The 22,864-nt window shown below is 60.3% G+C and carries 22 protein-coding genes; 16 read left to right on the top strand and 6 right to left on the bottom strand.

Annotated elements, in window-relative coordinates; translation table 11 throughout:
* Positions 1 to 23 precede the first annotated feature (23 nt).
* Both LT948_RS03975 and LT948_RS03970 read left to right on the top strand, forming a co-directional pair.
* The gene (locus LT948_RS03975; RefSeq protein WP_003093094.1) at positions 24 to 653 is read left to right on the top strand and encodes a response regulator transcription factor; all 630 of its coding nucleotides are present in this window, start codon (positions 24 to 26) and stop codon (positions 651 to 653) included.
* A 292-nt stretch (positions 654 to 945) separates the two neighbouring features.
* Complete coding sequence (locus tag LT948_RS03970; protein ID WP_023092457.1) at positions 946 to 2,187, top strand: TIGR03862 family flavoprotein; 1,242 nt, start codon at positions 946 to 948, stop codon at positions 2,185 to 2,187.
* A 22-nt stretch (positions 2,188 to 2,209) separates the two neighbouring features.
* On the opposite strand, the gene LT948_RS03965 is transcribed toward LT948_RS03970, so the two are convergent.
* The 3 genes from LT948_RS03965 to LT948_RS03955 form a co-directional block, all read right to left on the bottom strand.
* Positions 2,210 to 3,559: a DEAD/DEAH box helicase gene (locus LT948_RS03965; RefSeq protein ID WP_023092456.1), complete on the bottom strand. Its 1,350-nt coding sequence runs from the start codon at positions 3,557 to 3,559 to the stop codon at positions 2,210 to 2,212.
* Positions 3,560 to 3,636: 77 nt separating this feature from the next.
* Positions 3,637 to 4,140, bottom strand: a complete 504-nt coding sequence (locus tag LT948_RS03960; RefSeq protein ID WP_003093104.1) for a LabA-like NYN domain-containing protein — start codon at positions 4,138 to 4,140, stop codon at positions 3,637 to 3,639.
* A gap of 65 nt (positions 4,141 to 4,205) precedes the next feature.
* Complete coding sequence (locus tag LT948_RS03955) at positions 4,206 to 4,922, bottom strand: DUF2076 domain-containing protein (RefSeq protein ID WP_023092455.1); 717 nt, start codon at positions 4,920 to 4,922, stop codon at positions 4,206 to 4,208.
* 99 nt (positions 4,923 to 5,021) lie between these two features.
* Here LT948_RS03955 and LT948_RS03950 point away from each other — a divergent pair, with 99 nt between their 5' ends.
* From LT948_RS03950 to LT948_RS03935, 4 genes are all read left to right on the top strand, one after another.
* On the top strand, positions 5,022 to 5,603 hold the full coding sequence (locus tag LT948_RS03950; protein ID WP_065278638.1) for a cysteine hydrolase family protein: 582 nt from the start codon (positions 5,022 to 5,024) through the stop codon (positions 5,601 to 5,603).
* A 157-nt stretch (positions 5,604 to 5,760) separates the two neighbouring features.
* Entirely contained in the window at positions 5,761 to 6,855 is a 1,095-nt protein-coding gene (gene sfnG, locus LT948_RS03945; protein WP_003093107.1) for a dimethylsulfone monooxygenase SfnG, read from the top strand.
* A gap of 83 nt (positions 6,856 to 6,938) precedes the next feature.
* Positions 6,939 to 7,595, top strand: coding sequence for a hypothetical protein (locus LT948_RS03940; RefSeq protein ID WP_003093108.1), 657 nt, complete (start codon positions 6,939 to 6,941; stop codon positions 7,593 to 7,595).
* 66 nt (positions 7,596 to 7,661) lie between these two features.
* Positions 7,662 to 8,096: a VOC family protein gene (locus tag LT948_RS03935; RefSeq protein ID WP_031635768.1), complete on the top strand. Its 435-nt coding sequence runs from the start codon at positions 7,662 to 7,664 to the stop codon at positions 8,094 to 8,096.
* 6 nt (positions 8,097 to 8,102) lie between these two features.
* Here the strand turns inward: LT948_RS03935 and LT948_RS03930 are convergent, their stop codons facing one another.
* Complete coding sequence (locus LT948_RS03930; protein ID WP_031685386.1) at positions 8,103 to 8,939, bottom strand: SDR family oxidoreductase; 837 nt, start codon at positions 8,937 to 8,939, stop codon at positions 8,103 to 8,105.
* 61 nt (positions 8,940 to 9,000) lie between these two features.
* Between LT948_RS03930 and LT948_RS03925 the strand changes: the two genes are divergently transcribed.
* The 4 genes from LT948_RS03925 to drt4 all read left to right on the top strand — a co-directional run bounded on the left by LT948_RS03925 (position 9,001) and on the right by drt4 (position 13,381).
* Positions 9,001 to 10,140 (top strand): endonuclease/exonuclease/phosphatase family protein, encoded by a 1,140-nt coding sequence (locus LT948_RS03925; protein WP_003106827.1) that lies wholly within the window; start codon positions 9,001 to 9,003, stop codon positions 10,138 to 10,140.
* A gap of 89 nt (positions 10,141 to 10,229) precedes the next feature.
* Positions 10,230 to 10,964: a substrate-binding periplasmic protein gene (locus LT948_RS03920; RefSeq protein ID WP_065278637.1), complete on the top strand. Its 735-nt coding sequence runs from the start codon at positions 10,230 to 10,232 to the stop codon at positions 10,962 to 10,964.
* 23 nt (positions 10,965 to 10,987) lie between these two features.
* A complete protein-coding gene (locus LT948_RS03915; protein WP_003093113.1) occupies positions 10,988 to 11,395 on the top strand; it encodes a hypothetical protein in 408 nt (135 codons plus the stop codon).
* Between the two features lie 342 nt (positions 11,396 to 11,737).
* The gene (gene drt4, locus LT948_RS03910; protein WP_231280955.1) at positions 11,738 to 13,381 is read left to right on the top strand and encodes an antiviral reverse transcriptase Drt4; all 1,644 of its coding nucleotides are present in this window, start codon (positions 11,738 to 11,740) and stop codon (positions 13,379 to 13,381) included.
* A gap of 110 nt (positions 13,382 to 13,491) precedes the next feature.
* Here drt4 and hrpB read toward each other — a convergent pair whose 3' ends face one another.
* Positions 13,492 to 16,014: an ATP-dependent helicase HrpB gene (gene hrpB, locus LT948_RS03905; protein WP_033995689.1), complete on the bottom strand. Its 2,523-nt coding sequence runs from the start codon at positions 16,012 to 16,014 to the stop codon at positions 13,492 to 13,494.
* 314 nt (positions 16,015 to 16,328) lie between these two features.
* On the opposite strand from hrpB, the gene LT948_RS03900 reads away from it, so the two are divergent.
* From LT948_RS03900 to LT948_RS03880, 5 genes are all read left to right on the top strand, one after another.
* Positions 16,329 to 16,943, top strand: a complete 615-nt coding sequence (locus LT948_RS03900) for a hypothetical protein (RefSeq protein WP_033995691.1) — start codon at positions 16,329 to 16,331, stop codon at positions 16,941 to 16,943.
* Positions 16,944 to 16,967: 24 nt separating this feature from the next.
* On the top strand, positions 16,968 to 18,032 hold the full coding sequence (locus tag LT948_RS03895) for an ABC-three component system protein (RefSeq protein WP_033995693.1): 1,065 nt from the start codon (positions 16,968 to 16,970) through the stop codon (positions 18,030 to 18,032).
* Positions 18,017 to 18,469, top strand: coding sequence for an ABC-three component system middle component 2 (locus tag LT948_RS03890; RefSeq protein ID WP_124182268.1), 453 nt, complete (start codon positions 18,017 to 18,019; stop codon positions 18,467 to 18,469). Before LT948_RS03895 ends, LT948_RS03890 begins: the two co-directional genes overlap by 16 nt.
* On the top strand, positions 18,466 to 20,328 hold the full coding sequence (locus tag LT948_RS03885) for an AAA family ATPase (RefSeq protein WP_052150779.1): 1,863 nt from the start codon (positions 18,466 to 18,468) through the stop codon (positions 20,326 to 20,328). Before LT948_RS03890 ends, LT948_RS03885 begins: the two co-directional genes overlap by 4 nt.
* A 70-nt stretch (positions 20,329 to 20,398) precedes the next feature.
* Positions 20,399 to 20,755, top strand: a complete 357-nt coding sequence (locus LT948_RS03880; RefSeq protein ID WP_033995696.1) for a histone-like nucleoid-structuring protein, MvaT/MvaU family — start codon at positions 20,399 to 20,401, stop codon at positions 20,753 to 20,755.
* 583 nt (positions 20,756 to 21,338) lie between these two features.
* Here the strand turns inward: LT948_RS03880 and LT948_RS03875 are convergent.
* Complete coding sequence (locus tag LT948_RS03875; RefSeq protein ID WP_033995699.1) at positions 21,339 to 21,914, bottom strand: hypothetical protein; 576 nt, start codon at positions 21,912 to 21,914, stop codon at positions 21,339 to 21,341.
* Between the two features lie 401 nt (positions 21,915 to 22,315).
* On the opposite strand from LT948_RS03875, the gene LT948_RS03870 reads away from it, so the two are divergent.
* Complete coding sequence (locus tag LT948_RS03870; protein ID WP_103119294.1) at positions 22,316 to 22,858, top strand: PAAR domain-containing protein; 543 nt, start codon at positions 22,316 to 22,318, stop codon at positions 22,856 to 22,858.
* Positions 22,859 to 22,864 lie beyond the last annotated feature (6 nt).

Here is a 22,864-nt window from a genome sequence, read left to right as displayed (position 1 = left end):
GTCCCTCAAGGTAAATCGAATTTATGCATACCGTCCTGATCGTCGACGACCACCCCGTCATCCGCCTCGCCGTGCGCGTCCTGCTGGAAAAGCATGGTTTGCAGGTGGTGGCCGAGACGGACAATGGCGTGGATGCCATCCAGTTGGTCCGGGAGCACGAACCGGACGTGGTGATTCTCGACATCGGCATTCCCAAGCTCGACGGCCTGACCGTGATCTCGCGGATCAAGTCGCTGGAACTGCGCACCCAGGTGCTGGTACTCACTTCACAATCCGCAGAGGCGTTCTGCAAGCGCTGTATCCAGGTCGGCGCCCGTGGGTTCGTCAACAAGGAAGAAGACCTGAACAACCTGATCAACGCCCTGAACGCCGTGATCGCTGGCTACACGTTCTTTCCTTCGCTCACGTTCGATACCCTCGGCACCCCGCCGGAGCGCATTTCCGAAAGCGAGCTTATCGGCCTGCTCTCCGACCGCGAGATGATCGTCCTCCAGCATCTCGCCATGGGCTATTCGAACAAGGCCATCGGCGAGAAGCTGTTCCTCAGCAACAAGACCGTCAGCACCTACAAGACCCGCCTGCTGCAGAAGCTCGGCCTGGGTTCGCTGGTCGACCTCGCAGAGTTCGCCAAGCGCAATTCGCTGATCCACTGACCTGGCGCTTCGCTGTCGAAGCCCAGGCCTAGGCACCTTCGGGCAAGCGCGACCGGAAGTCGTTCCTGCCACGCGACGAGCATCGGCGGATTTCCACAAAGCATGTGGAACCGCCTGTGGATAAGGTGCGAAAAACGCTCCGTGCAGCGCATCGTGCCTGGCCTCCCGACGGTTGATCAGTTCCTGACCAGGCGCACGGCGAGCGGACCAGGTGGCATCGACAAGGCTCGGAGGCGGTCTTCGCCTCGGTTACACTGCACGCCGGTTTCCCCAGGTCTCGCTCGTCGTCCACATGCCCAGTCAAGCATCCTCCCCTTCCCCCCAGGTCGCCATCGTCGGCGGCGGTCCCGCAGGCCTGATGGCCGCGGAGGTCCTGAGCCAGGCGGGCGTACGCACGGAAGTGTTCGACGCCATGCCCTCGGTCGGCCGGAAATTCCTCCTCGCGGGCGTCGGCGGCATGAACATCACCCATGCCGAGGCCAGGGAACAATTCCTCGGCCGCTATGGCAGGCGCCAGAAGGAAATCGCCGCACTGCTCGGCGAATTCGACGCGGATGCGTTGCGCGCCTGGATCCACGGCCTGGGTATCGACACCTTCGTCGGCAGTTCCGGCCGGGTGTTCCCCTCCGACATGAAGGCCGCGCCGTTGCTCCGTGCCTGGCTCAAGCGCCTGCGCGAGCAAGGCGTGCTCATCCATACCCGCTGCCGTTGGCTGGGCTGGAACGCGGACGGTACGCTGGACATCCAGAGCGCCGCCGAGCGCCTGTCGATACGGGCCGACGCCGTGATCCTGGCGCTCGGTGGCGGCAGTTGGCAGCGCCTGGGCTCCGACGGCGCCTGGGTGCCCCTGCTGCGGGCCCGCGGCGTCGAGGTCGAGCCCCTGCGGCCAAGCAATTGCGGTTTCGAGATCGGCGGCTGGAGCGAGCTGTTTCGCGACAAGTTCTCCGGCGCTCCGGTCAAACCGGTGGCCATGGGACTGGCGGGCGAAACGCCGCGCCAGGGCGAATTCGTCGTGACCCGCGACGGTATCGAGGGCAGCCTGGTCTATGCCCTCTCCGCCGCCATCCGCGAACGGATCGAGGCACAGGGATCGGCCGAAGTATGGCTGGACCTGTTGCCGAACAGGCGTCGCGAGCAGATCGAGGCAGCCCTGGCTCGCCCGCGCGGCTCCAGGTCGATGGCCAATCACCTGCGCAGCCAGTTGGGCATCGATGGGGTTCGGGCCGGCCTCCTGCGTGAACTCACCCCCGCCGCCACCTATGCCGAGCCGGCCCGCCTGGCGGTGGCGATCAAGCGCCTGCCGCTGACGCTGCTGCGCCCGCGTCCGCTGGACGAGGCGATCAGCAGCGCCGGCGGCGTGCGCTTCGAGGCGCTCGACCGCAACCTGATGCTCGCTGGCTTGCCCGGCGTGTTCTGCGTCGGGGAAATGCTCGACTGGGAGGCGCCCACCGGCGGCTACCTGTTGACCGCCTGCTTCGCCAGCGGGCGCGTGGCCGGACTCGGCGCGCTGGCCTGGTTGCGCGGCAGGCGCTAGAGACCGGTACGCCAGCGCCTCGCTATTTGCCGGACGGCCGCTTCTTCGGCTTGCCCGCCGCGCCCGCGCCGAAGCCCGGCGCCTTGCGCACCGCCTTGACCGTCGGCGCGCTGCTGTCGAACCAACTGCCCAAGTGGATCTTGCCGGGCTTGCCGGCGCTCTCCGCGGCCTTGGGTTTCTTCGGTTTCTTCGGTTTCTTCAGCACCACGCCGCCCGGTGCGGTCTGCGGCACCCGGTGCTCCGGCTCGAAGTCGGGCTCCTCGCGGCGCTGCAGGGTCTGCCCGATCAGTGTCTCGATCGCCGCCAGCAGCTCCACTTCGTCGGCGCAGACCAGCGACACCGCCTGGCCGGAGGCACCGGCACGGCCGGTACGGCCGATGCGATGCACGTAGTCCTCGGCGACGATCGGCAGGTCGAAGTTGACCACCAGCGGCATTTCCTCGATATCCAGGCCACGCGCGGCCACGTCGGTGGCTACCAGCAGGTCTACCTCGCCGGCCTTGAACCGCTGCAAGGCGCGCAGCCGCGCCGGCTGCGGCTTGTCGCCATGGATCGAGTCGGCGGCGATACCCTGCCGCTGCAACAGTCCGACCAGTTCCTCGACGCTCTTGCGGGTCTTGGCGAAGACCAGCGCCTGGCGCCAGCGATTGGCCTGCAACAGGTGGCAGAACAGCTCGGCCTTGCGCTTCTTGTCCACCGGCACCAGCCATTGCCTGACGCTCTTCGCCGCGGTATTGCGCGGACTGACCTCGATGGACAGCGGGTCGCGCAGCAGTTCACGGGCCAGCGTGCGGATGGCGTCGGAGAAGGTCGCGGAAAACAGCAGGGTCTGGCGCTTGCGCGGCAGCGCGGCGAACAGTTCGTCCAGCTCGCGGGCGAAACCGAGGTCGAGCATGCGATCGGCTTCGTCCAGCACCAACGCCTGGAGCTGGGCGAACTTCACCGCGTTCTGCCGATACAGGTCGAGCAGCCGCCCGGGAGTGGCGACGAGGATATCCACTCCCTTGCGCAGCTTCATCATCTGCGGGTTGATGCTGACCCCACCGTAGGCCACCGCGGTACGCAGCGGCAGGTGCTGGCCGTAGTCGCGGACGCTGGCGTGGACCTGCTCGGCCAGTTCGCGGGTCGGAACCAGGACCAGTGCGCGCACCGAGTTCGCAGCGACCTGCGGCCCCTCTAGGGTCAGCCGCTGCAGCAACGGCAGGGCGAAACCGGCGGTCTTGCCGGTGCCGGTCTGTGCTGCGGCGAGCAGGTCGCGGCCCTTGAGCGCCGGGGGTATGGCTTGGGCCTGGATCGGCGTAGGCGTGCCGTGGCCGAGCCCTTCGAGGGCCTTGAGCAGGGGGTCGAGCAGACCGAGGGAAGCGAACGTCATGAGCGACTCGGAAAAAAGGAAACGGACGGCATTCTAGCGGATTCGCCGTCTCCCATCGTCCTCTGGAGCGCGGCCGGTCAGCCCTTGAGCAGCAGTCCGCCCTCGATCGGCACGTAGCGCGACGCCGCTCGGATCAGCGCGTTGGCGGTCAGGCCAGGCACCCCGTAGGCCGTAGCCACGACGCCGTGGGCGCGGATGACCTTCTCCAGCAGCAGATCGAAGTCGCCGTCACCGGACAGCAGCACCACTTCGTCCACCCGTGGCGCGGCATCCAGTACGTCGATGGTGATGCCGACATCCCAGTCCCCCTTGGCCGAGCCGTCGGCACGCTGGATGTAGGGCTTCAGCTTCACCGTGAAACCGAGGTTGCGCAGAATCTGCTGGAACTGCTGCTGACGCGGGTCGCCGCGGTCGATGGCGTAGGCATAGGCCTCGACGATGCTCCCGCCGCGAGCGATGTCTGCCCACAGGGCGGCGTAGTTGAGATGGCAGCCGTAGGCCTGGCGCACGGTGTAGTAGAGGTTCTGCACATCGGCGAAGACAGCGATCTTCTTCGCCGCGGGCGACTCGGGACGACTCAAGGGGAACTCCGGAACGACGGCAGTGGGCCACCATTATCGCAGCCCACGGCCCGCAACCCTAACGGTCAGGTGAACAAATCGTCGTCGCCGAGGAAGCTGGAGTCGTCGTTGAAGTCGCTATCGCTGAAATCGCCATCGGCGAAACCGCCGTCGGTGGGATAGTCGCTATCGGCGAAACGCTCGGTCGCCGGCTCGGGATCGGCAAACTGACTGGCGTCGAGGTTATCCACCGGGACGTCCTGGATCACCTCGACGATTTCCTGCGGTTGGCTGTGGCGGAACATGCCGGTGAGCAGGTCGGCCACCAGCATCCCGCCAGCGACCCCGGCGGCCGTCTGCAACGCGCCGCCGAGAAAACCGCTGGCCCGCGAAGGCGCGGCCGCCGCGGCGGGCGCCATACCCGGACGCATGTCGCCGGCCGCCACCGCCGGATTGGAGAAACGCGTCTCGCCCCAGCCCGCCGGGCGCCCCGATTGGCTCGGCGCCGGCTCGTCGCGCGCGCCGCCGCCGAACAGGCCGGAGAGGAAGCCGCCGCTGCTCGGACGGCTCTGCTGCAACTGGGCGACCTGCGCCTCGAGCTCCTTCACCCGTTGGTCGAGGCGCTTCAGCGCGGCTTCCTGGATCAGCACCACCTGCGCCATGTAGTACGGCGCCGCCGGCTGCCGCACCAGGTGCTGGTTGATCTGCGCCTCGGCCTCGGCGTCACGCGGAGCGGACTGCCCCTCGGCCTCGCGCAGGCGGCTGAACAGGCCGTCGATCAGGGTTTTCTCATCGGATTTCATCGCACGCCTCGACTGCATTTCGAGAAGGAAGGATGGATTGCACCAAAGGGAAATATTGGAGCACCCTGCACGATCTCAAGTTCCTCCGGTGAATTCCCGATGAATGACCACGCCCAGCGCTCCGCACGGCCCCAGGTCGCCCTGCTGATCGTCGACCTGCAACGCGGCATGCAGCGCGACGACCTGCCGCCGCGCAACAATCCCGGCGCCGAGGCGCGCATCGTCGAACTGCTTGCCGCCTGGCGCGCCGCCGGCTGGCCGGTGGTGCACGTCCGGCACATTTCCCGGCAGCCCGGCTCGCCCTTCGCGCCCGGCCAGCCCGGCGTGGAGTTCCAGCCAGCGCTGGCGCCGCGCGACGACGAGGCGGTGTTCGAGAAGAACGTTCCCGACGCCTTCATCAACAGCGGCCTGCAACGCTGGCTCCATGTCCGCAACATCCGCCAGGTGGCGCTCGTCGGGGTAGCCACGGAGAACTCGGTGGAAGCCAGCGCACGCAGCGCCGGCAACCTCGGCTTCCAGACCTGGGTAGTGGCCGACGCCTGCTTCACCTTCGCCAAGCCCGATTTCCATGGCACCCCGCGCAGCGCCGACGAGGTACATGCGATGGCGTTGGCCAACCTGCACGGCGAGTACGCCGTGGTACTGCGCGCCGCCGAACTGTTGCAGCGCTTGCCGGCCTGACTGTCTGCCGGGCAACAGCGGGACAACAGGGCTGTCCGGCAGAAGACAGGCCGCCTCCGCCATATCCCCCATAAGCCATTGATTCGAAAACATGAATCCGGGATGGCACGGTTCCTTCATAGACACCGGACCACGCCCCTACCCGGAGATACCCCCGATGAGCCAAGAGCAACAGCCGATCCGCTTCGCCTACTGGGTCCCCAACGTCAGCGGCGGCCTGGTGGTGAGCAAGATCGAGCAGCGCACCAGCTGGGACATCGACTACAACCGCAAGCTGGCCCAGTTGGCGGAACGCAACGGCTTCGACTACGCCCTCTCGCAGATCCGCTTCACCGCCGGCTACGGCGCCGAGTACCAGCACGAGTCGGTGGCCATCAGCCACGCCCTGCTGGCGGCCACCGAGAAGCTCAAGGTGATCGCGGCGATCCTGCCTGGCCCCTGGCATCCTGCGGTGGTGGCCAAGCAACTGGCGACGATCGACCAACTGACCAATGGCCGGGTCGCGGTGAACATCGTCAGCGGCTGGTTCAAGGGAGAGTTCACCGGCATCGGCGAACCCTGGCTGGAGCACGACGAACGCTATCGGCGCTCCGAAGAGTTCATCCGCGTGCTGAAAGGCATCTGGACCGAGGAAAACTTCACCTTCAAGGGCGATTTCTATCGTTTCCACGACTACACCCTGAAACCCAAGCCGATCCAGCAGCCGCACCCGGAAATCTTCCAGGGCGGCAGCTCGCGGGCGGCGCGGGACATGGCCTCGCGCGTGTCCGACTGGTACTTCACCAACGGCAACAGCATCGACGGCATCCGCGCCCAGGTCGAGGACATCCGCGCCAAGGCGGCGGCCAACGGCCATTCGGTCAAGGTCGGAGTGAACGCCTTCATCATTGCCCGCGACACCGAGGAGGAAGCGCGGGCGGTGCTCGACGAGATCATCGCCAAGGCCGACTACGAGGCGGTGAACGCCTTCGGCGACGCGGTGAAACAGGCCGGCAAGGCCTCGCCGGAGGGCGATGGCAACTGGGCCAAATCCACCTTCGAAGACCTGGTGCAGTACAACGACGGCTTCAAGACCAACCTGATCGGCACGCCACGGCAGATCGCCGAGCGCATCGTCGCGCTGAAGGCGGCCGGGGTCGACCTGGTGCTGTCGGCCTTCCTGCACTTCCACGAAGAAGTGGAGTATTTCGGCAAGCACGTGTTGCCGCTGGTCCGCGAACTGGAGCAGGCCCAGGCTCGCGAAGCGGCCTGAACGGCAACGGCGGCCGCCAGGCGTTGGCCTCGGCGGCCGGCTGGGTTAGAGTCGCGGGCTCGTATCCGATCTGCCGACCCGCGATGAATCCTCTGCTGCCGCTGCGTGACGCCTGGTTCTTCTTCACCCGCCACCTGACCACCCTGGTGCCGCTCTGCCTGCCCTGGATATTCCTCGAAAGCCTGCTCCAGCAGCAGATCGACGAAGCCGTCGGCCCCCAGCAGATGGGCGCCTGGAGCCTGGTCGCCGGACTGCTCTTCTACCCGCTCTACACCGCAGCCCTGATCCTGTTCATGGACGCGCGCGGGCGCGACGAGCGGCCTCGCGTCGGCCAGCTGTGGAGCGCCGCGCTGCGCCTGTGGCCAGCCTTCGCGCTACTCGCGGCGCTGACTTCGCTGCTGATCGTGCTCGGCCTGTCGCTGCTGATCCTGCCGGGCATCTTCGTCATGGTGAAGCTGGCCTTCGCCGAATTCTGCCTGGTGCTGCGCGGCCGTAGTCCGCTGCAGGCGCTGCGGGAAAGCTTCGAGTTCACCCGTGGGCGATTCTTCCTGATCCTCGCCTGTTCGCTGGTGATCCTGCTGCCGGTCTGGAGCCTGGAAGCCTGGCTCGCCGATTCGGCCGGCGACGCCGTCGTGCTGCGGGTCGCCCTGCATACGCTCAGCGGGTTCTTCCAGCTGCTATTGACCATCGTCGCCTTCCGCATCTACAGCCTCGGTCCGGCGCCACGCAACGGGATGTGAACGGCGCCGCGCGCCGATTCGCCGCGCTGGCCTATGCTTGACGAGCCCTGCCTCGAGGAACGGACCATGAGCGACGAATCGGCCAACCCCAGCTGCATTTCCCACCTGTCCATCGGCACCAACGACTTTCCCCGTGCCCGAGCCTTCTACGACACGGTGATGGCCGCCCTCGGCTGCAAGGTGATCCTCGAATACCCCGGCGCCGTAGCCTACGGCAAGCTCTATCCGGAGTTCTGGGTGCAGGCGCCGATCGACGGCCGTCCCGCCAGCGTCGGCAACGGCAGCCACGTCGGCTTCTTCGCCGACAGCAAGGCCCAGGTCGACGCCTTCCACGCCGCGGCCCTGGCCGCCGGCGCAAACGACGAGGGCGCGCCGGGCCCGCGTCCGCTTTACGGCGAGCCCTACTACGGGTGTTTCATCCGCGACCTCGACGGGCACAAGGTCGAGGCCTCCTACTGGGACATGAGCCAGGGCTTCGACGCCCACGACCACGCCCACTGAGCACCGTCAGGGTTGCGGCTTGAGTCCCGACAGGCGCGGCACCAGCAGCTTTTCGAAGAGACGCGGAAAGAAGCGCGCCAGCAGCCGCGCCCGCCAGTTGACGTTGGACAGCACCAGCAGGCGCCGGCGCCGCGCGGCGCCCTGGAAGATCGCCTCGGCGACCTCCACCGGCGATGCCACCTGGCTGCCCAGCACTTGCACCGGCTGGCGAGTCACCGAGCCATCGCCGACCAGCGCGTTCTTGCGCAGGTCGGTGGCGGTGAATCCCGGGCAGGCCAGGGTCACGCTGACGCCGGTGCCTTCCAGCTCCATCCGCAGGGTATCGAACAGACCGTGCAAGGCATGCTTGCTGGCGTTGTAGGCGCTGCGGTAGAGCAACGGGGCGAAACCGGTCAGCGAACCGAGCACGACGATCTGCCCGCGCCGTTCGAGCAGGCTCGGCAGCGCCGCGCGGGTGCAATGCACGGCGCCGAAGAAGTTCACCGCCATGACCTTGCGGAAAACCCCCAGGCCGGTTTCGGCGAAGGTACCGCGGTGGGTGATGCCGGCGTTGTTGACCAGCACGTCGATGCCGCCGAAGCGCTCCAACGCCAGCGCCACGGCACGCTCCACCGCATCGGCGTCGGCGACGTCGCAGCGCAGGCCGAGCGCCTCGCCGCCGAGGTGGTCGCGCAGGTGCTGGACCAGGCTGTCCAGCGCCGCCTGGTCGAGGTCGAGGATCGCCAGTCGCGCACCGGCCCGGGCGAAACGCAGCGCCAGCGCGCGACCGATGCCGGAACAACCACCACTGACCAGCACCACCTTGTGGCGGTAGGCCTGGCTGCTGAATACCTTGCGCGGCATGCGATACCCTCCCGCTCGAAAAAACGCGAACCCTTGCGTCAATTCGACCGGCAAGGGTGAAATGCGCGGCGGCAAGCTCTATGCTCTGGTCCTTTCCAGCATAGTCTCGATTGCGATGTCACTGCCCCGTCTACGCAACCTGCTGTTCGTCGGCCTGCTCCTGCTGGTCGGCGGTGCCCTGCTCGCCAGCTACCTGCTGAGCTGGCAACCCGCCGATCGCGAAGCCGCGCCCCTGCATTGCCAGGGCGCCGCGCCGGCGCTGAAGCCGGGGCAGGCCCTGAAGGTGATGACCTGGAACATCCAGTACCTGGCCGGCAAGCGCTACGTCTTCTGGGACGACCTGCCGGATGCCACCGGCCCGGACCAGCGTCCCACCGCCGAAGACCTGGCGTTCACCCTCGACGAGGTGGTCCGGGTGATCCGCGACGAGCAGCCGGACCTGGTCCTGCTCCAGGAGATCGACGACGGCTCCAGCGCCACCGACGATCAGGACCAACTGGCGCTGATCCAGGAGCGCATCAACGATCTCTACCATTGCAGCGCCCAGGCCTACGAGTGGAAGTCGGCCTTCGTGCCGACGCCGCACATCTTCGGCAGCGTCGGCCGCAAGCAGGCCACCCTGAGCCGCTATCGCATCGATAGCGCCGAGCGGCGCCAGTTGCCGCCACGCGACGGCGGGCTGTTCGACCGCCTGTTCGGGCCGCGCCCGGCGATCCTGGTCAGCCACCTGCCGATCGACGGCGGCGGCGAGCTGGCCGTGCTCAACGCCCGCTTCGACCGCCCGCAGGCGAACGACGACACCCTCGAGCGCCAGGTCGAGACCACCCGTACGCTGCTCGACGAACTGCAGGCCAGGCGCACGCCCTGGCTGCTCGGCGGCGACCTCAACCTGCTGCCGCCCGGCCAGTATCCCTACCTGCTGGCGCCGCTGCGCGCGCCCTACCGGGAAGACAGCGAACTGGCCATCCTGAGCGGGCGCTTCCCGATGGTGCCGTCGCTGGAAGAGGCCAGTGGCGTCGACCAGGTTCGCTGGTACACGCACTTCCCCAACGACCCACGGGTCCAGGGGCCGGATCGGACCCTCGACTACCTGTTCCACAGCCCCTCGCTGACCCGTCTCGATGCCCGGGTCCGGCGCAGCGATACGCTGCAGATCTCCAACCACCTGCCGCTCGCCGCGCGCTTCCTGCTGCCCCATTGACCGGGCGCGCGCCGGGCTGGACAAGCGGCCCGGCGCGCCGCATGCTTCGCCCCCATTCATAACAACAAAAAACGGCAAGGCCGCACACCATGCCCCTACGCACCACAACGCCCCTGCTCGCGCTGCTGGCGTTCGCCCTGCTGGCCGCCCCGCAGCTCCATGCGCAGGACGCAAGGCCGTCGTTGAACGTCGGCTACTACGAATTCCCCCCCTACATCTATACCGCCCGGGATGGCCACGCCGCCGGTTCCGGCGCCCGCCTGGTCCGCCTGCTGCTGGAGCGGGCCGGCTATCGTCCGGCGTTCCGCGCCCTGCCCAGCGCGCGCCTGTACCTGGGGCTGCAGGATGGCAGCGTGGCGCTGTGGGCCGGCGCGGCCAAGCCGGAGCTGGCCGCCGACACCCTCCAGGCGCGGCGCGTGCTCGGCCACGTCAGCCTGCACCTGTACTACCCGGCGCACCAGCCGGCACCGCGGGTTCCCCAGGACCTGGCCGGACGCCGGCTGATCCTGATCAGCGGCTACAGCTACTGGAAACCGGTCACCGACTTCATCCAGGACCCCAACCTGCACCTGCGCCTGTACCGCACCGGCACCCACCACGCTGCCTTGCGCATGCTCGAACTCGGGCGCGGCGACTACCTGCTCGACTACCAGGCGCCGGTGGAAGCGGCCAGCCGCCAGGCGTTGGCAAGCCAGGAACTGTACCGCCTGCCGCTGCGGATGATCGTCTCGCGCCACATTCCCGGCGCCGAAGCGCTGCGCGACCGCCTGGACCAGGCCTACGACCAGTTGCGGAGCGACGGCGCCGACCTGTCCCTGCTGTGAACCGACCCCGGAGGAGGAGCCCGATGCATACCGCCATCCCCTGCTGCACGATCAACGGCGAACAGCCCGCCCTGCGCGGACAGGTCTGCCAGTCGCTGCTGATCCAGGAATGGTGGTGGGAAGGCCGTCCGGCCGATCCGGTGAACGTGGTCTACCTGCAGTTCGAGCAACGCTGGTATCGCCTCTACTTCGAGGGCGAGACGGTGTTCTGGCGCAGCGGCGAAGCGCCGCGGCCCTGCGAGAACGACGAAGGCCCGGGCGAGTACCGCCTGCACGACCTCGGCCGGCAGCGCGGCCTGGTCGGTGTGCGCCTGCTGGCCCTGGAGTTCGTCCTCAACGGCCCGACCCTGGACAGCCACTTCGACTTCGCCGACGGCCAGCGCCTGAGTTTCCGGCACTTCCTCGACGACGACCTGACCCGGGTGCTCTGAGCGCCGTCGACTACTTGCGTGGCTTGGCCCGGGCAGTGGCCTCGGCCACCAGCGGGTCGTCCGGCCAATATTGACACACCGTCACCGCGACTACCCCTGATCACTCCTGTAGCGGCCACTTCAATTTCCTCGATTGCCCTACGGTGGCTCCAGCAGCTGCTATCTCAAGCCGACCATCCTTCTAGCAGGGCTAAATAAAAGCAACCAAGTAGATCTATCGACCACCTGGGCTACCAGAAGTATGATCAGGGAAGAAAGCTGGCTAGCCCCATAAAATACATCTGAAATTCGATACTGCTAAACAATAACAATACCAAAATCATCAAGGGAGATTTAAATTCCGTGAAAGAATTCACCAGCCCCGCATCAAATGTCGCGATCTTTCAAAGCAAAGAAAGGCATTTCCTAGAAGCATTAACTCGCTGGAATTACTTTCCAAATCAAAAGGACTCCACCCCAGAGCTCCCTCCTTGCTTCTCTTCCAGCCGCTTTACACCTGAAGTCGCTGAAGAGCTATCCAAGATAAAACTCAGCAAGGAGCGGACAACTTATTGGTTCGATCTAGTAGAGTTCCGAGCGACTCGCTTTAACAATGTCCCCAGGACATTAAGCCTTATCCACCCCCTGGCCTACTCTAGGATATATGTAAAACTAAAAGAGCACAGGGAGGAAGTAACAAGACTGATGAAAGATAAGAACAGCGCCGTCACCGCTGAACAGCATAATGATGGCCGAATCTTCATCATGAATTATGACGACCATGAAACCAGAACAAAGAGCACATTAGAGTTAAGCTTCGCGGCAGGCTTCAGAGCACACGCTGATGTAGCAAATTGCTTTGGCTCTATTTACACACATTCTCTGGAATGGGCGATCCAAGGTTATGCGGAGGCCAAGGAGCGGCTTCGCGTCAAGAAAGGAGAAAAACACTGGAGCTCTGAACTCGACGCTGTACTCCGTAATGCAAAGCGCAATGAGACCTCGGGCCTTCCCATTGGTCCCGCCTCATCAAGCATCGCAGTTGAAATCATTCTGGCAGCCGTAGACCGGGAGTTAGCGGGTAAATTCCGCTTTGTGCGGTACATTGATGACTATACAGCCTATTGCACTACACATTTGGAAGCGCAGGATTTCATTCGCTCCCTCAATATCGCGCTCTCGCGCTACCGCCTATCGTTGAACCTCAGTAAAACAAAAATCACCGAACTCCCCGAGCCATTAGTAGACTCATGGGCCACACAGCTACACAACGCCTTGCCTTGGAAAAATGACTCAAGCGGCGCCTTAACGCTTTACACCCACGACGCAATCAATTTCTTGGATTATGCCGTCCACTTAAACAGGGCGGAGCCTGACGGCAGCGTACTCAAACTTGCAGCCGGCCTAATTTGCCATAGAGCCCAAGGCAGCACTGCCGCAACAGTGTTTGACTACGCCCTCAACTTAAGCTGGCACTACCCGATACTCTTGCCATTGCTTGAGAAGATCGATGTGACCTCGGAATACTATGACACCGACCTGGTGGTTGAAAAATTCGACAAGATCCTCGAAGTGAATGCTTTGCACCGTCGCTCAGATGGTATGTGCTGGGCTTTGTATTACTTGAAGCAACTGAAATCCTATCCGTCACCCGAAAACATTGCTCTAGTGATCGAGAGCGGTGACGCCGCTGCGATTACATTGTTAAGCGGCTTCGATGCTGGTGTAGATACTGCGGTAGCCTTTGCGAACGAGTTAGTTCAAAGCAGCACGCTCTATGAACTCGACCAGTATTGGATACTGCTCTATCAACTGTTCTTTCACGACAGAATCGGCAACCCTTATGAGGACGAACCCACCTTCGAAATTTTGAAGAAGTACGACGTCCAGTTCGTAAACCCTCCAGCTCGTCAGTCCAAGGCCGAAGACTATTGCTTCCACTTCTCACATCCCTTTATTAAAAAGGAGGACAGGCTTAGTTTTCAGGACTACCTGGAGAAGAACTGAGAATAAAACTGCCGACAACCTTAGAACCCATGATCACTGAGCCCCCTCTAGCCACGCGGAGGGCTGGAGCAAGCACACCTACCTCCAAAACAGCCCAGCCCCTGCATCCCTCAACTCCCCCTCGGCTTCGCCCGAGCCGTAGGCTCCGCCTCCATCGGATCGTCGGGCCACCAGTGCTTCGGGTATCGGCCCTTCAGATCCTTCTTCACTTCAAGGTAGGTGCTGCGCCAGAAGTTCGCGAGATCTTGGGTCACTTGGACAGGTCGCCTTGCCGGCGAAAGGAGGTGCAGTTTGATCGGCAGTTTGCCACCGGCAATACGAGGGGTATCCGCCAGCCCGAACATCTCCTGAAGCCGCACGGCCAGCACTGGCGGAGACTCGCTGTAGTCCAATTTGATCGACGAACCTGACGGCACTTTGATGTGGGTGGGAGCCAATTCATCCAGTTCCTGCGGAAGAGGCCAAGGAAGCGCGCCGCGCAGAATGGAGCCGAGGTCTAACAGGCTGAAATGACTCAACCGGCTGACGTTGTTCAAATACGGAAGCAGCCACTCCTCCAAAGTTGCGAGCAACGTGTCATCACGAAAACACGGCCACTTACTTTGCCCTTGCTGCGCCATATCCAGCTCACGCAGCAGCGCCACGCGCGCCTGCCATTGGCGCAGCTCAGACGTCCAAGGCAGCAATTCCAACCCTTTCTTCCTAACAAGCCCCAGAAGCGCACGACTACGAGCATCCGCATCGAGCTCCTTGAGCGGCTCGCGGCTCAACACCAGCTCACCCACCTTGCGCTGCCGCTCAGCGACCAAGGCTCCAGCACGATCATCCCAGTCGAGCTCGTCGACGACCGTTACCTGCTCTGCGAGTACGTTTTCGAACAACGAAGGATCGAGGTCGGTCGCGAGGTAGATGCGCTCTTCACGTTGGCCCTGACGGCTACCCAGCTCCGCCACTACCAACCAGGAGTGCTTCATCAGCGCATCAGGCTCAGTGAATATGGCCGCACGCCCATTGGCGAGTCGGTACTCACCGCCTCCAGCTCGGCGCTGTTGAGCCACCCGGTCGGGGTAGGCCAGCGCCAATAGACAGCCAAGCCAACGAGGATGCTCGGGATCAGCCACTGCCTCGGTAACGCTTCCGCGTTGGTAACTCCGATACTGACGAGCCAGCTGCTTAATCCTTTGTGCCGCCCCCTGCGCATGACGCGGCATACGCTGGCTACCCTCCAGCATCGCGAGCCTACTGTGCAGATCAGCCCCACCACCAGGCAGCACATCACGCTCACCTAGGAGCGCCGCCACATCGCAAGCGAGCGCCCCGAGCCCAAGCGCATGCCCACGCAGCAGCAAGTGAGCAATACGCGGATGCGCAGGCACCTCTGCCATCGCCTGGCCATGCGAACTCAAACGACCATCCGCCTCCAAAGCCCCCAACCGGCCCAACAGATCTCGCGCCTGGGTAAAGGGAGCTGCGGGTGGCATATCGAGCCATCTCAATTGATCAGGCGTAACACCCCAGCGCGCCAATTGCAGCGCCAGAGCCGCCAAGTCGGCCTGGTGAATTTCCGGGGCGCCATAGGCCGCCATCTGCTCATGTTGAGTTTGAGACCAAAGCCGATAACAAATGCCCGGCTCCAAGCGACCAGCACGGCCAGCACGCTGAGCGGCACTGGCCTGGGATATGCGTTGTGTCGCGAGGCGGGTCATTCCGCTTGACGGGTCAAACCGTGGCACCCGCTCCAGACCGGAGTCGATCACTACGCGCACACCCTCAATGGTCAAGCTCGTCTCAGCAATGTTCGTCGCCAGCACGATCTTGCGCTTGCCCGGTGGCGCCGGTTCGATAGCCGCGCGCTGGGCACTCAGATCCAGCTCGCCATGCAGGGCACACAACAGAAGGTCATCACGCCCCGCGAGTTTGTCGCTGAGCTCCTGATGCACGCGGCGGATTTCGGCCTGGCCGGGCAGGAAGACCAGAATGCTGCCTTGTTGATCGTGGACAGCATCAAGGCAGGCTCGGACAACCTTGGGCTCGATGTACTCACCAGTCTGGTAGGGCTGACCCCATACAGTGTCGACGGGGAACATCCGTCCCTCACTGGTCACGACCGGAGCATCCTCCAGGAGACTCGAAAGGCGCGCGCCTTCCAAGGTCGCCGACATCACTAGAAGCTTCAGTGGCTGGTCATCACGGAACAGCTCACGGCCATTCAGGCATAGCGCGAGGGCCAAATCAGAGTCCAAGCTCCGAAGGTGGAATTCATCGAATATGACGAGACCAACCCCCTCCAGCGAAGGGTCATCCTGGAGCCGGCGCGCAAGGATCCCTTCAGTGACGACCTCGATCCGCGTACTCGGGCCGACCCGACTCTCCAGGCGAATACGGTAACCAACGGTCTCACCCACCTTCTCGCCCAGCTCACTGGCCATCCGCTCAGCAGCGGCACGTGCAGCCACCCGGCGAGGCTGGAGCATCAGGATGCCCTGATCGGCCAACCATGACTCGTTCAGCAGCGCGAGGGGAACGCGTGTGGTCTTTCCGGCACCAGGCGGCGCTTGTAATACGACGGAGTCGTGGCCTGTCAGGGCCTGGCGCAGAGAGGGGATGGCGGCATCGATGGGCAGCTGGATCATGTTGGCTCCATATCAAGCTGCACAGTATATCGCTGAGGCAGACGCCCACTTTACCCACTAACGCTGTCGTAAAACTTATACCGTCAAGGTGATGACCTAACTGCGCCCCCAAAGCACCGGGTCACCACTCATCCACCCCGCGCCCCTTGACGATTTAAGCCCTCATGCCCCGAGGAATCAGCCAAAGGAGGCGGCCCGTGGATTCAACGCCAGAGCTTCCCTGCACGTACTTGCCACTAGTACCGGCAAGTTGACATTGCCTCTAATTGACCACGCAGGTTATAAGGCTTCATCTCGCCGATACGGATATCACCATGCAATTCCCCGAATCCCTGAAATCCCTTGGACTAATAGTCACTGGCTTTACGGCGGGAATTGCGGCCTTTCAAAGCATTCTTTCCATAGCCGGTCTAGAGGTTGGCCCCCGCCACTCCTCGTGCCCCAATGGCCAGGTCGCCCTGCGGGTTGAGGCCTATCCATTTGACGCCAAAGTCGACATCACTGAGCTCGACAAGCCCTTCTATAACGGCATGTGCCTCAACCAAGGCCGCTACGGCGTCACAGTCAAGGCCGACCGATATCAACAAGAACACCGCGTTGTTCAGCTTGGGGCATCAGATCAGATCTCACTGTTCTCCCTGAAGCCCAAGATCATTGTCCATCTGGCCAAAGAACATATCGTTGCAGACAGAAAATTCACTGGCGAGGCGATATCAATCAGACTGCTGGATATTGACGTGCGATCTGCCGTCCAGTTGATCGCGGACTTTGCAGGCAAGAACTTCGTCGTTTCGAATGACGTGGAAGGGACAATAAGTCTAGCGCTGGAGAATATCCCTTGGGACTTGGCGCTGGATTCAATACTGATCGCCACCGGAAATCAGCTTGAGGAAAGGAACGGGCTGTTTTATGTGTCCAAGAAATACTAACGCCCTGTCCAGAAGGGGCTCGAAATGATTGAGAGCGAAATCCCTCCACCAAAGCCAGCTGATTTTTCAGCAACGGCCCTGGATGTCCAAGTGGGGGCTCCCGTTCCCGTGCTGGACAGGCTGTTAATAATGTCCTCCGACGACTGGGAGGATTTCACGCTTGAGTTAGTGCACTACCTCAAGGAGCAGTACCGAAAGGTCACCAAATGTGGTGGCGGCGGGGATATGGGACGTGACGTAATCGCCTATACCGCGAGCGGGTGGAACAATTACCAGTGCAAACATTATAAAGAAAAGCTGAGTGTTGAGGATGCCGTCCTAGAGATAGGCAAGATTTGCTATTACACCTACATCGGCGAATACCTGCTTCCAGAGCGCTACTACTTTGTAACGCCCAAGGGCTGTGGCACCAACCTCATCAAAGCTCTCCACGACCCTCAGAAGCTGAAGTCTGAGCTTTTGAGCCGATGGGATAAAACATGCGCTAGCAAAATCACCAAATCCAAAATCATCGAACTGGATTCAGAATTTCTTGCACATATCGACACCATTGACTTCTCGATCTTCGACGATATTCCTCCGCTGGCGTTGATCGAACTGCACAGCAAAACCCCTTTCCATGCGCTGCGCTTCGGATTCTACAACAGAAGAAGGCCTGAAATACCCAAAGCCCCTGAAGCCATTGCGGCATCAGAGCACATTTATACAGCGGCTCTGCTTGAAGCTTTTTCCGATAAAAAGGGAGAAGTCATTGACCTTTCCTCTATCGCCAACTATCCAGACTTCAAGACTGAACTAAAAAGCGCTCGCAATAACTTCTACGCCGCCGAGTCCCTGGAGCGGTTCTCCAGAGACTGGTTGCCCAGCGGCTACTTCAGTGATTTGAAAGAAGAGTGCCACGAGGCCATATCTGCCACCGTGAACCAGCAATACATCGACGGCTATGCGCGCTACTTAAAGACTTGTGAGATATCGGCTCTTGCCCAGTACAGCTCCCATCCGCTCCACCCCTTTATAAAAATTCAAGACAAAAAAGGGCTATGTCACCACATCGTCAATGACCAGGTTTTTCGGTGGGTAAAAAAATGACTCTCCCAGTCGAAATCTTCAATGGCACAGTTGAGGTCGGCACTCGCATAGCGCTGATTCTGACCAATATTGAAAACATAGAGCTCAACCTGGATCAGCTTGCTTTCTTCGATTATGTATTAATCTACTCCAAAGAGTTCAACGGCGTAGCCAATGTTCATCCTCCTCTTCCCAATCATTTTGCCGAGATTATCAAGCGAAGAGAAACACTTCCCGCCACACTGGCTTACTTTATATCCAAGGGCATAATCACGACCAGCATTGGTCGTGATGGCATCATGTACAAGGCCACCGACAAGGCGATTTACTACACAAGCGCGCTGAAATCCTCTTACTACAAAAAGCTTATTCAAAATCTCTCGTGGATCGAGAACAACATTGATGAGCTGTTTGAAGAGCAGAAAAGCTTGTTTACCACAAGGGTTCGCTACAGATGATTATTCGCAGCCTGACTGTCAGCGGCGAGAACAAAGTTTCCTCTGCACTATTTTTTGAGCGTGGCGCCAACATAGTCGTGGGCGCATCCGATACCGGGAAGTCCTACGTCGTCCAGTGCATAAAATTTATTCTTGGCGCCGAAGAGCCTCCCAAGCCTATCGATGAATCTGCCGGCTACACCACACTGACCGTTCAGTTCGAGCATGACGATGGCTCTGGCTTCACCTTAACGCGGGAACTGAGCGAAAAGGCGCCCATATTTCTATATGAGCCAGGTTGCTCGCCTCGCAAGCTCAAAACGAAGCATCAGTTTGGCGACCTCAACAATTTATCGAACTACTTCCTAGACAAGATTTCCTTAAGTGATAAGAAACTTCTCCAAGGAAAGGAAAAGTTAACCACCACCTCGCTGTCTCTACGAAACCTGGAGAAGGTATTCGTTATCGATGAGACGAGGATTGTGGCTGAATACTCGCCCCTCGGGACGGGGCAGAATAATGAGGCCACGTCAGAACTGTCGCTGCTGCGCACCTTACTAACCGGGGTGGATGACTCCGAGGTCGCGTCGATCAAGAAAGACTTGGCGTCCAAATCCACCCTGAAACAAAAGGTCTCCACCGTCGAGTACTTGTTGGAGCGGCTTTACCCTGAAGGAAGGGTGCCGTTGGAGACCGAGATTGATGAACTTGAAGAGAACCTAGAAGCACAAGAAACGCTCCTCGAACTCAGAGAGCGGGAGCTTAACGCCCTGATCTCCGAAAATGATCACCTATTGAACTTCAAGCAATCAATATCGATCAATCTTTCGGCGGCAGTTGAAACTCTTGCAGAAAACCAAGGACTGATGGATAGGCTTGTCGCACTGCAAGGAAAATATCGCTCTGATGCGGAACGTCTTTTAGGCATAAGCGAGGCCTCTGGCCTGCTTGAGCTATACGAGGAAGTTTTATGTCCAACCTGTGGCAGCAAAGTTCCCCATGAGCACTTAGAGAACTCCCCTACAGATATCCTGCCTGCTGTAGAGGCCGAAAGGGCAAAAATTGACTTTCACCTGAACGAGCTGACGGTTGCACTCGCAGACCTAGGCAATACGATTTCTACTGAACAAACCTCAATCAACAGCCTGAAGGATATTCTTTTCAATGTTGAACAGAAACTTTCAATGTCCTTTACTGATGTGCTGGACGCAGTGAATGGTATTAGAGATAACTGCAACGAGCTGAAGCGAAAAATCCTGGCACTCCGACATAAAGCCAGTTCCTTCGACGAGCTTGCCCATGAGCTGGATCTACTCAAAGAAAAGCTCGATGAGAAGCAAGATGATTACGCAATTCCAGACTTCGACAGCGAAATCAAGCAACTGTCCGCAGCCGTAGAAAGTGTTTTGGCGCGCTGGGACTTTCCTAACCACAAGCCAACTGAGTTCGACACGAAGAAACGAGACTTGGTGATCGCTGGCAAGAGAAGACCACACTTCGGAAAGGGTTATCGCGCCATCGGCTTTTCGTCGTTTGTCATTGGCCTCATGCAACACCTTGCCCCACTGGGTCGACACCCTGGTTTTGTAGTACTTGACTCGCCTCTTACCACTTACAAACAGGCCGACCAAGACCGTGGCGAAGAGCAAAGCGAGGCTGACAAGATTGCTGGAGACATGGTGTATTCGTTCTATAGCGATGTTGCCGAAAACTACAAAGATCGGCAGATAATCATCTTCGATAACCAAGAGCCTGACGTATCCCTGATCCCTAGCGTGACCTATTACCATTTCTCGAAAAATAGGAATATGGGAAGATTTGGTTTCTTCCCACCCGTTGATGGGAAGGACTACTCTCAAGCTAAAAGGGAATCGCGCTAGAGAAACCTGCGTGCCTTGCTTAGTGCCTGCGAACGCAGTAAAAACTGATCTCCAAAAAGTAGGACTCACTATGTCTATCATTGCCGAATACAAAGCCCTCGAAGCTCAAATTGCCGAGCAAACCGCCCGCCTCGAAGCGCTCAAAAACGACCAAAAGCTTCAGAAAGAGATCGAGTTTGAAAACAAACTCCGCGCCTTGCTCGCCGAGTACAACTACTCCCTGCGGAACGTGATCGCCCTGCTCGATCCGAACGCTGGCAAGGCTTCTGTGGCCCCGGTGAAAGGTGCTCGCCGCGAGCGCGCCGTTAAGGTCTACAAAAACCCGAACACAGGTGAAGTGGTCGAAACCAAGGGCGGCAACCACAAGGTGCTGAAAGCTTGGAAAACCGAGCACGGCGCTGACGTTGTCGAAGCTTGGCTGCAATAAACTCGTTTCGAGTTGACCAGAGGGCCGCGTAAGCGGCCCTTTTGGTTTGGGCGATACATGACGAGGAATCAAGAGCGGTGTCTGTGGTCGACAGTGCTCTCGGCCTTTGGCGCCCAGCGGGTAGAACAGTTGGTTTGCAATCACCTGCGTTCACTACAGGATCAAGGGGAGTTCAGTGGGCTGCATGACCTTGTCAGTGCCGAAGGCATAGCTGAGCTTGCCGGGATTCTCTTGACCAACATTGAGACAGGTGAGCGCCCGTTGCTCGGGCTTCATCGCACCATGAACCCGGTGCATTTTCGTGTACTACGCCAGGTCAGGAGGCCGCTGTCACTTCTCCTCCTGGCTGACCTCCCAATTGATTTTGTCCCGGCGGAGTTGCGTAGGCTCAGGATTCAGCTTGATCTCAGTATTTGAGCGCCCGGAGGAAACGCCTGGCTTCCTGCCGGTCGGGCACTATCGAGCTTGCAGTACACAAGCGGAACTCCGGAACGAGTCCGGAGTGCTGATCGGACAGGAATGCCTCCTGGTTGGCCCGATCTCACGAGCGGGTCGAATGATCGATGCGGATTTTTGCGAACTTTCAAATATGCTTTCTCATTACACGCGCTATTGATGCACTCAAATCATGCGTCGCGCTTTCGCACCGAAGGCGTGCATAGGCAGTCTCATTCAATGACTCGTCTCTTTCCAGCATCTTCTCAGAATCAGAATAAGATACCAGCTTGGAGATAGTTGGTCGCCCTGCATCACGGGCTTCCAAAATCAAGTGCGTCGATGCATAAATGGAAAACTCCTTGGCACATTCGGAAAGGCTCTTTACTTCGCCCGCAATGTCATTAGCGTAGAGATCACTTATTTTCTTGATGGCCAGGATTTCATCTTGGTATTTCTCAAATGCACTTGAATACATCGCCATGTGAAAGTCAACGCTATTCGCATCAAGCTTGTTAGTAGCTGCCGAGTTCAAGTTAAGCGCAAGCTTAGGTAAAAGCATGGTCTTATCATAAGCCACCTCTAGCTTTTCTCGAATAACCTTATTCCCCTCATTCGAGGCGCTCATGGACTGGCCAACATATATCCCGCCTATACCAGCTGCCCCGGACAGCAATAGACTGACAACCTTAAATATGTCTGGGTAGATCTTTCGCTTCTGCATACTGATTAAGTTTTCCTGTGTTATCTGTTGAGCAGCATAGCGACTGCTTATTGGCTGATGCCATTATGTTGGCGTTCTTCTAACCAATGGAGTCAAATTCTTCAATGTCTGACGTTTACTAGATTATTTTCTGGGCGGGATCCTAAGGTGAGGGTGCACCGCTGCAAGAATGATACTGCCCCAGCCCCGGTTAATATCATAAGAAATAATTTGTTACATACACATAAAACTCAGTACTTACGCGGTCTGGCCCTGATCTGAGCAAGATGTTGCGCACTTCTTTCCTGCTAATTTCGCGAGCGACTTTCCAGGAGTACAGGTTCCTCCCTGCCCGCAGAGCTCAGACAGGGTGGCACGGCAAGCTCCTTCATCTCCAATCACTCTTTGCAGGGATATGCACCATGAGTGGAAAACCCGCCGCCCGCGTAACTGACCCAACGGCATGCCCACTACCCGGACATGGCACTAACCCCATCGTTCAAGGCTCTCCAAACGTCATCTTTGATGGCCTAGCTGCTGCACGTCAAGGCGACAACTCGGCTTGTGGAAGCCCCATCGCCTCGGCAGTTTCATCAACGGTGTTCATGAATGGTCAACCTGCTGCCACCCTGGGCAGTGTTGGGGCCCACGGGAATGTAATCATCGGCGGCTCTGGGACGGTCATTATCGGTGACGCATTCGCTCCCGCCCCTTTCATTCCTGTAACCCCACTACCCAGTAACACGGCACCGTACTCAGGGCGCTTTCAACTGATAGACCAAGAGACAGGCAAGCCCGTTGCCGGACGCAAGGTCAAGGTTTGGTCTAGTGGCGGATGGAGCACCGTCGACGCGACGGATAGCGAAGGGATGACGTCGTGGGTCAACCACGATGCATCGGAGTCCATACATATCGACTTGGTGCAGGTGACCTGCCCCCCGATTTCAGTACCACGTCAAACTTAGTAGAGT

It is taken from the genome of Pseudomonas sp. CP-1, assembly GCF_021213715.1.
In the GTDB taxonomy this organism is placed as follows: Bacteria; Pseudomonadota; Gammaproteobacteria; order Pseudomonadales; family Pseudomonadaceae; genus Pseudomonas; species Pseudomonas aeruginosa.
The sequence above is the reverse complement of the archived record's forward strand: the minus strand, read 5'-3'. Positions and strand labels throughout refer to the sequence as shown.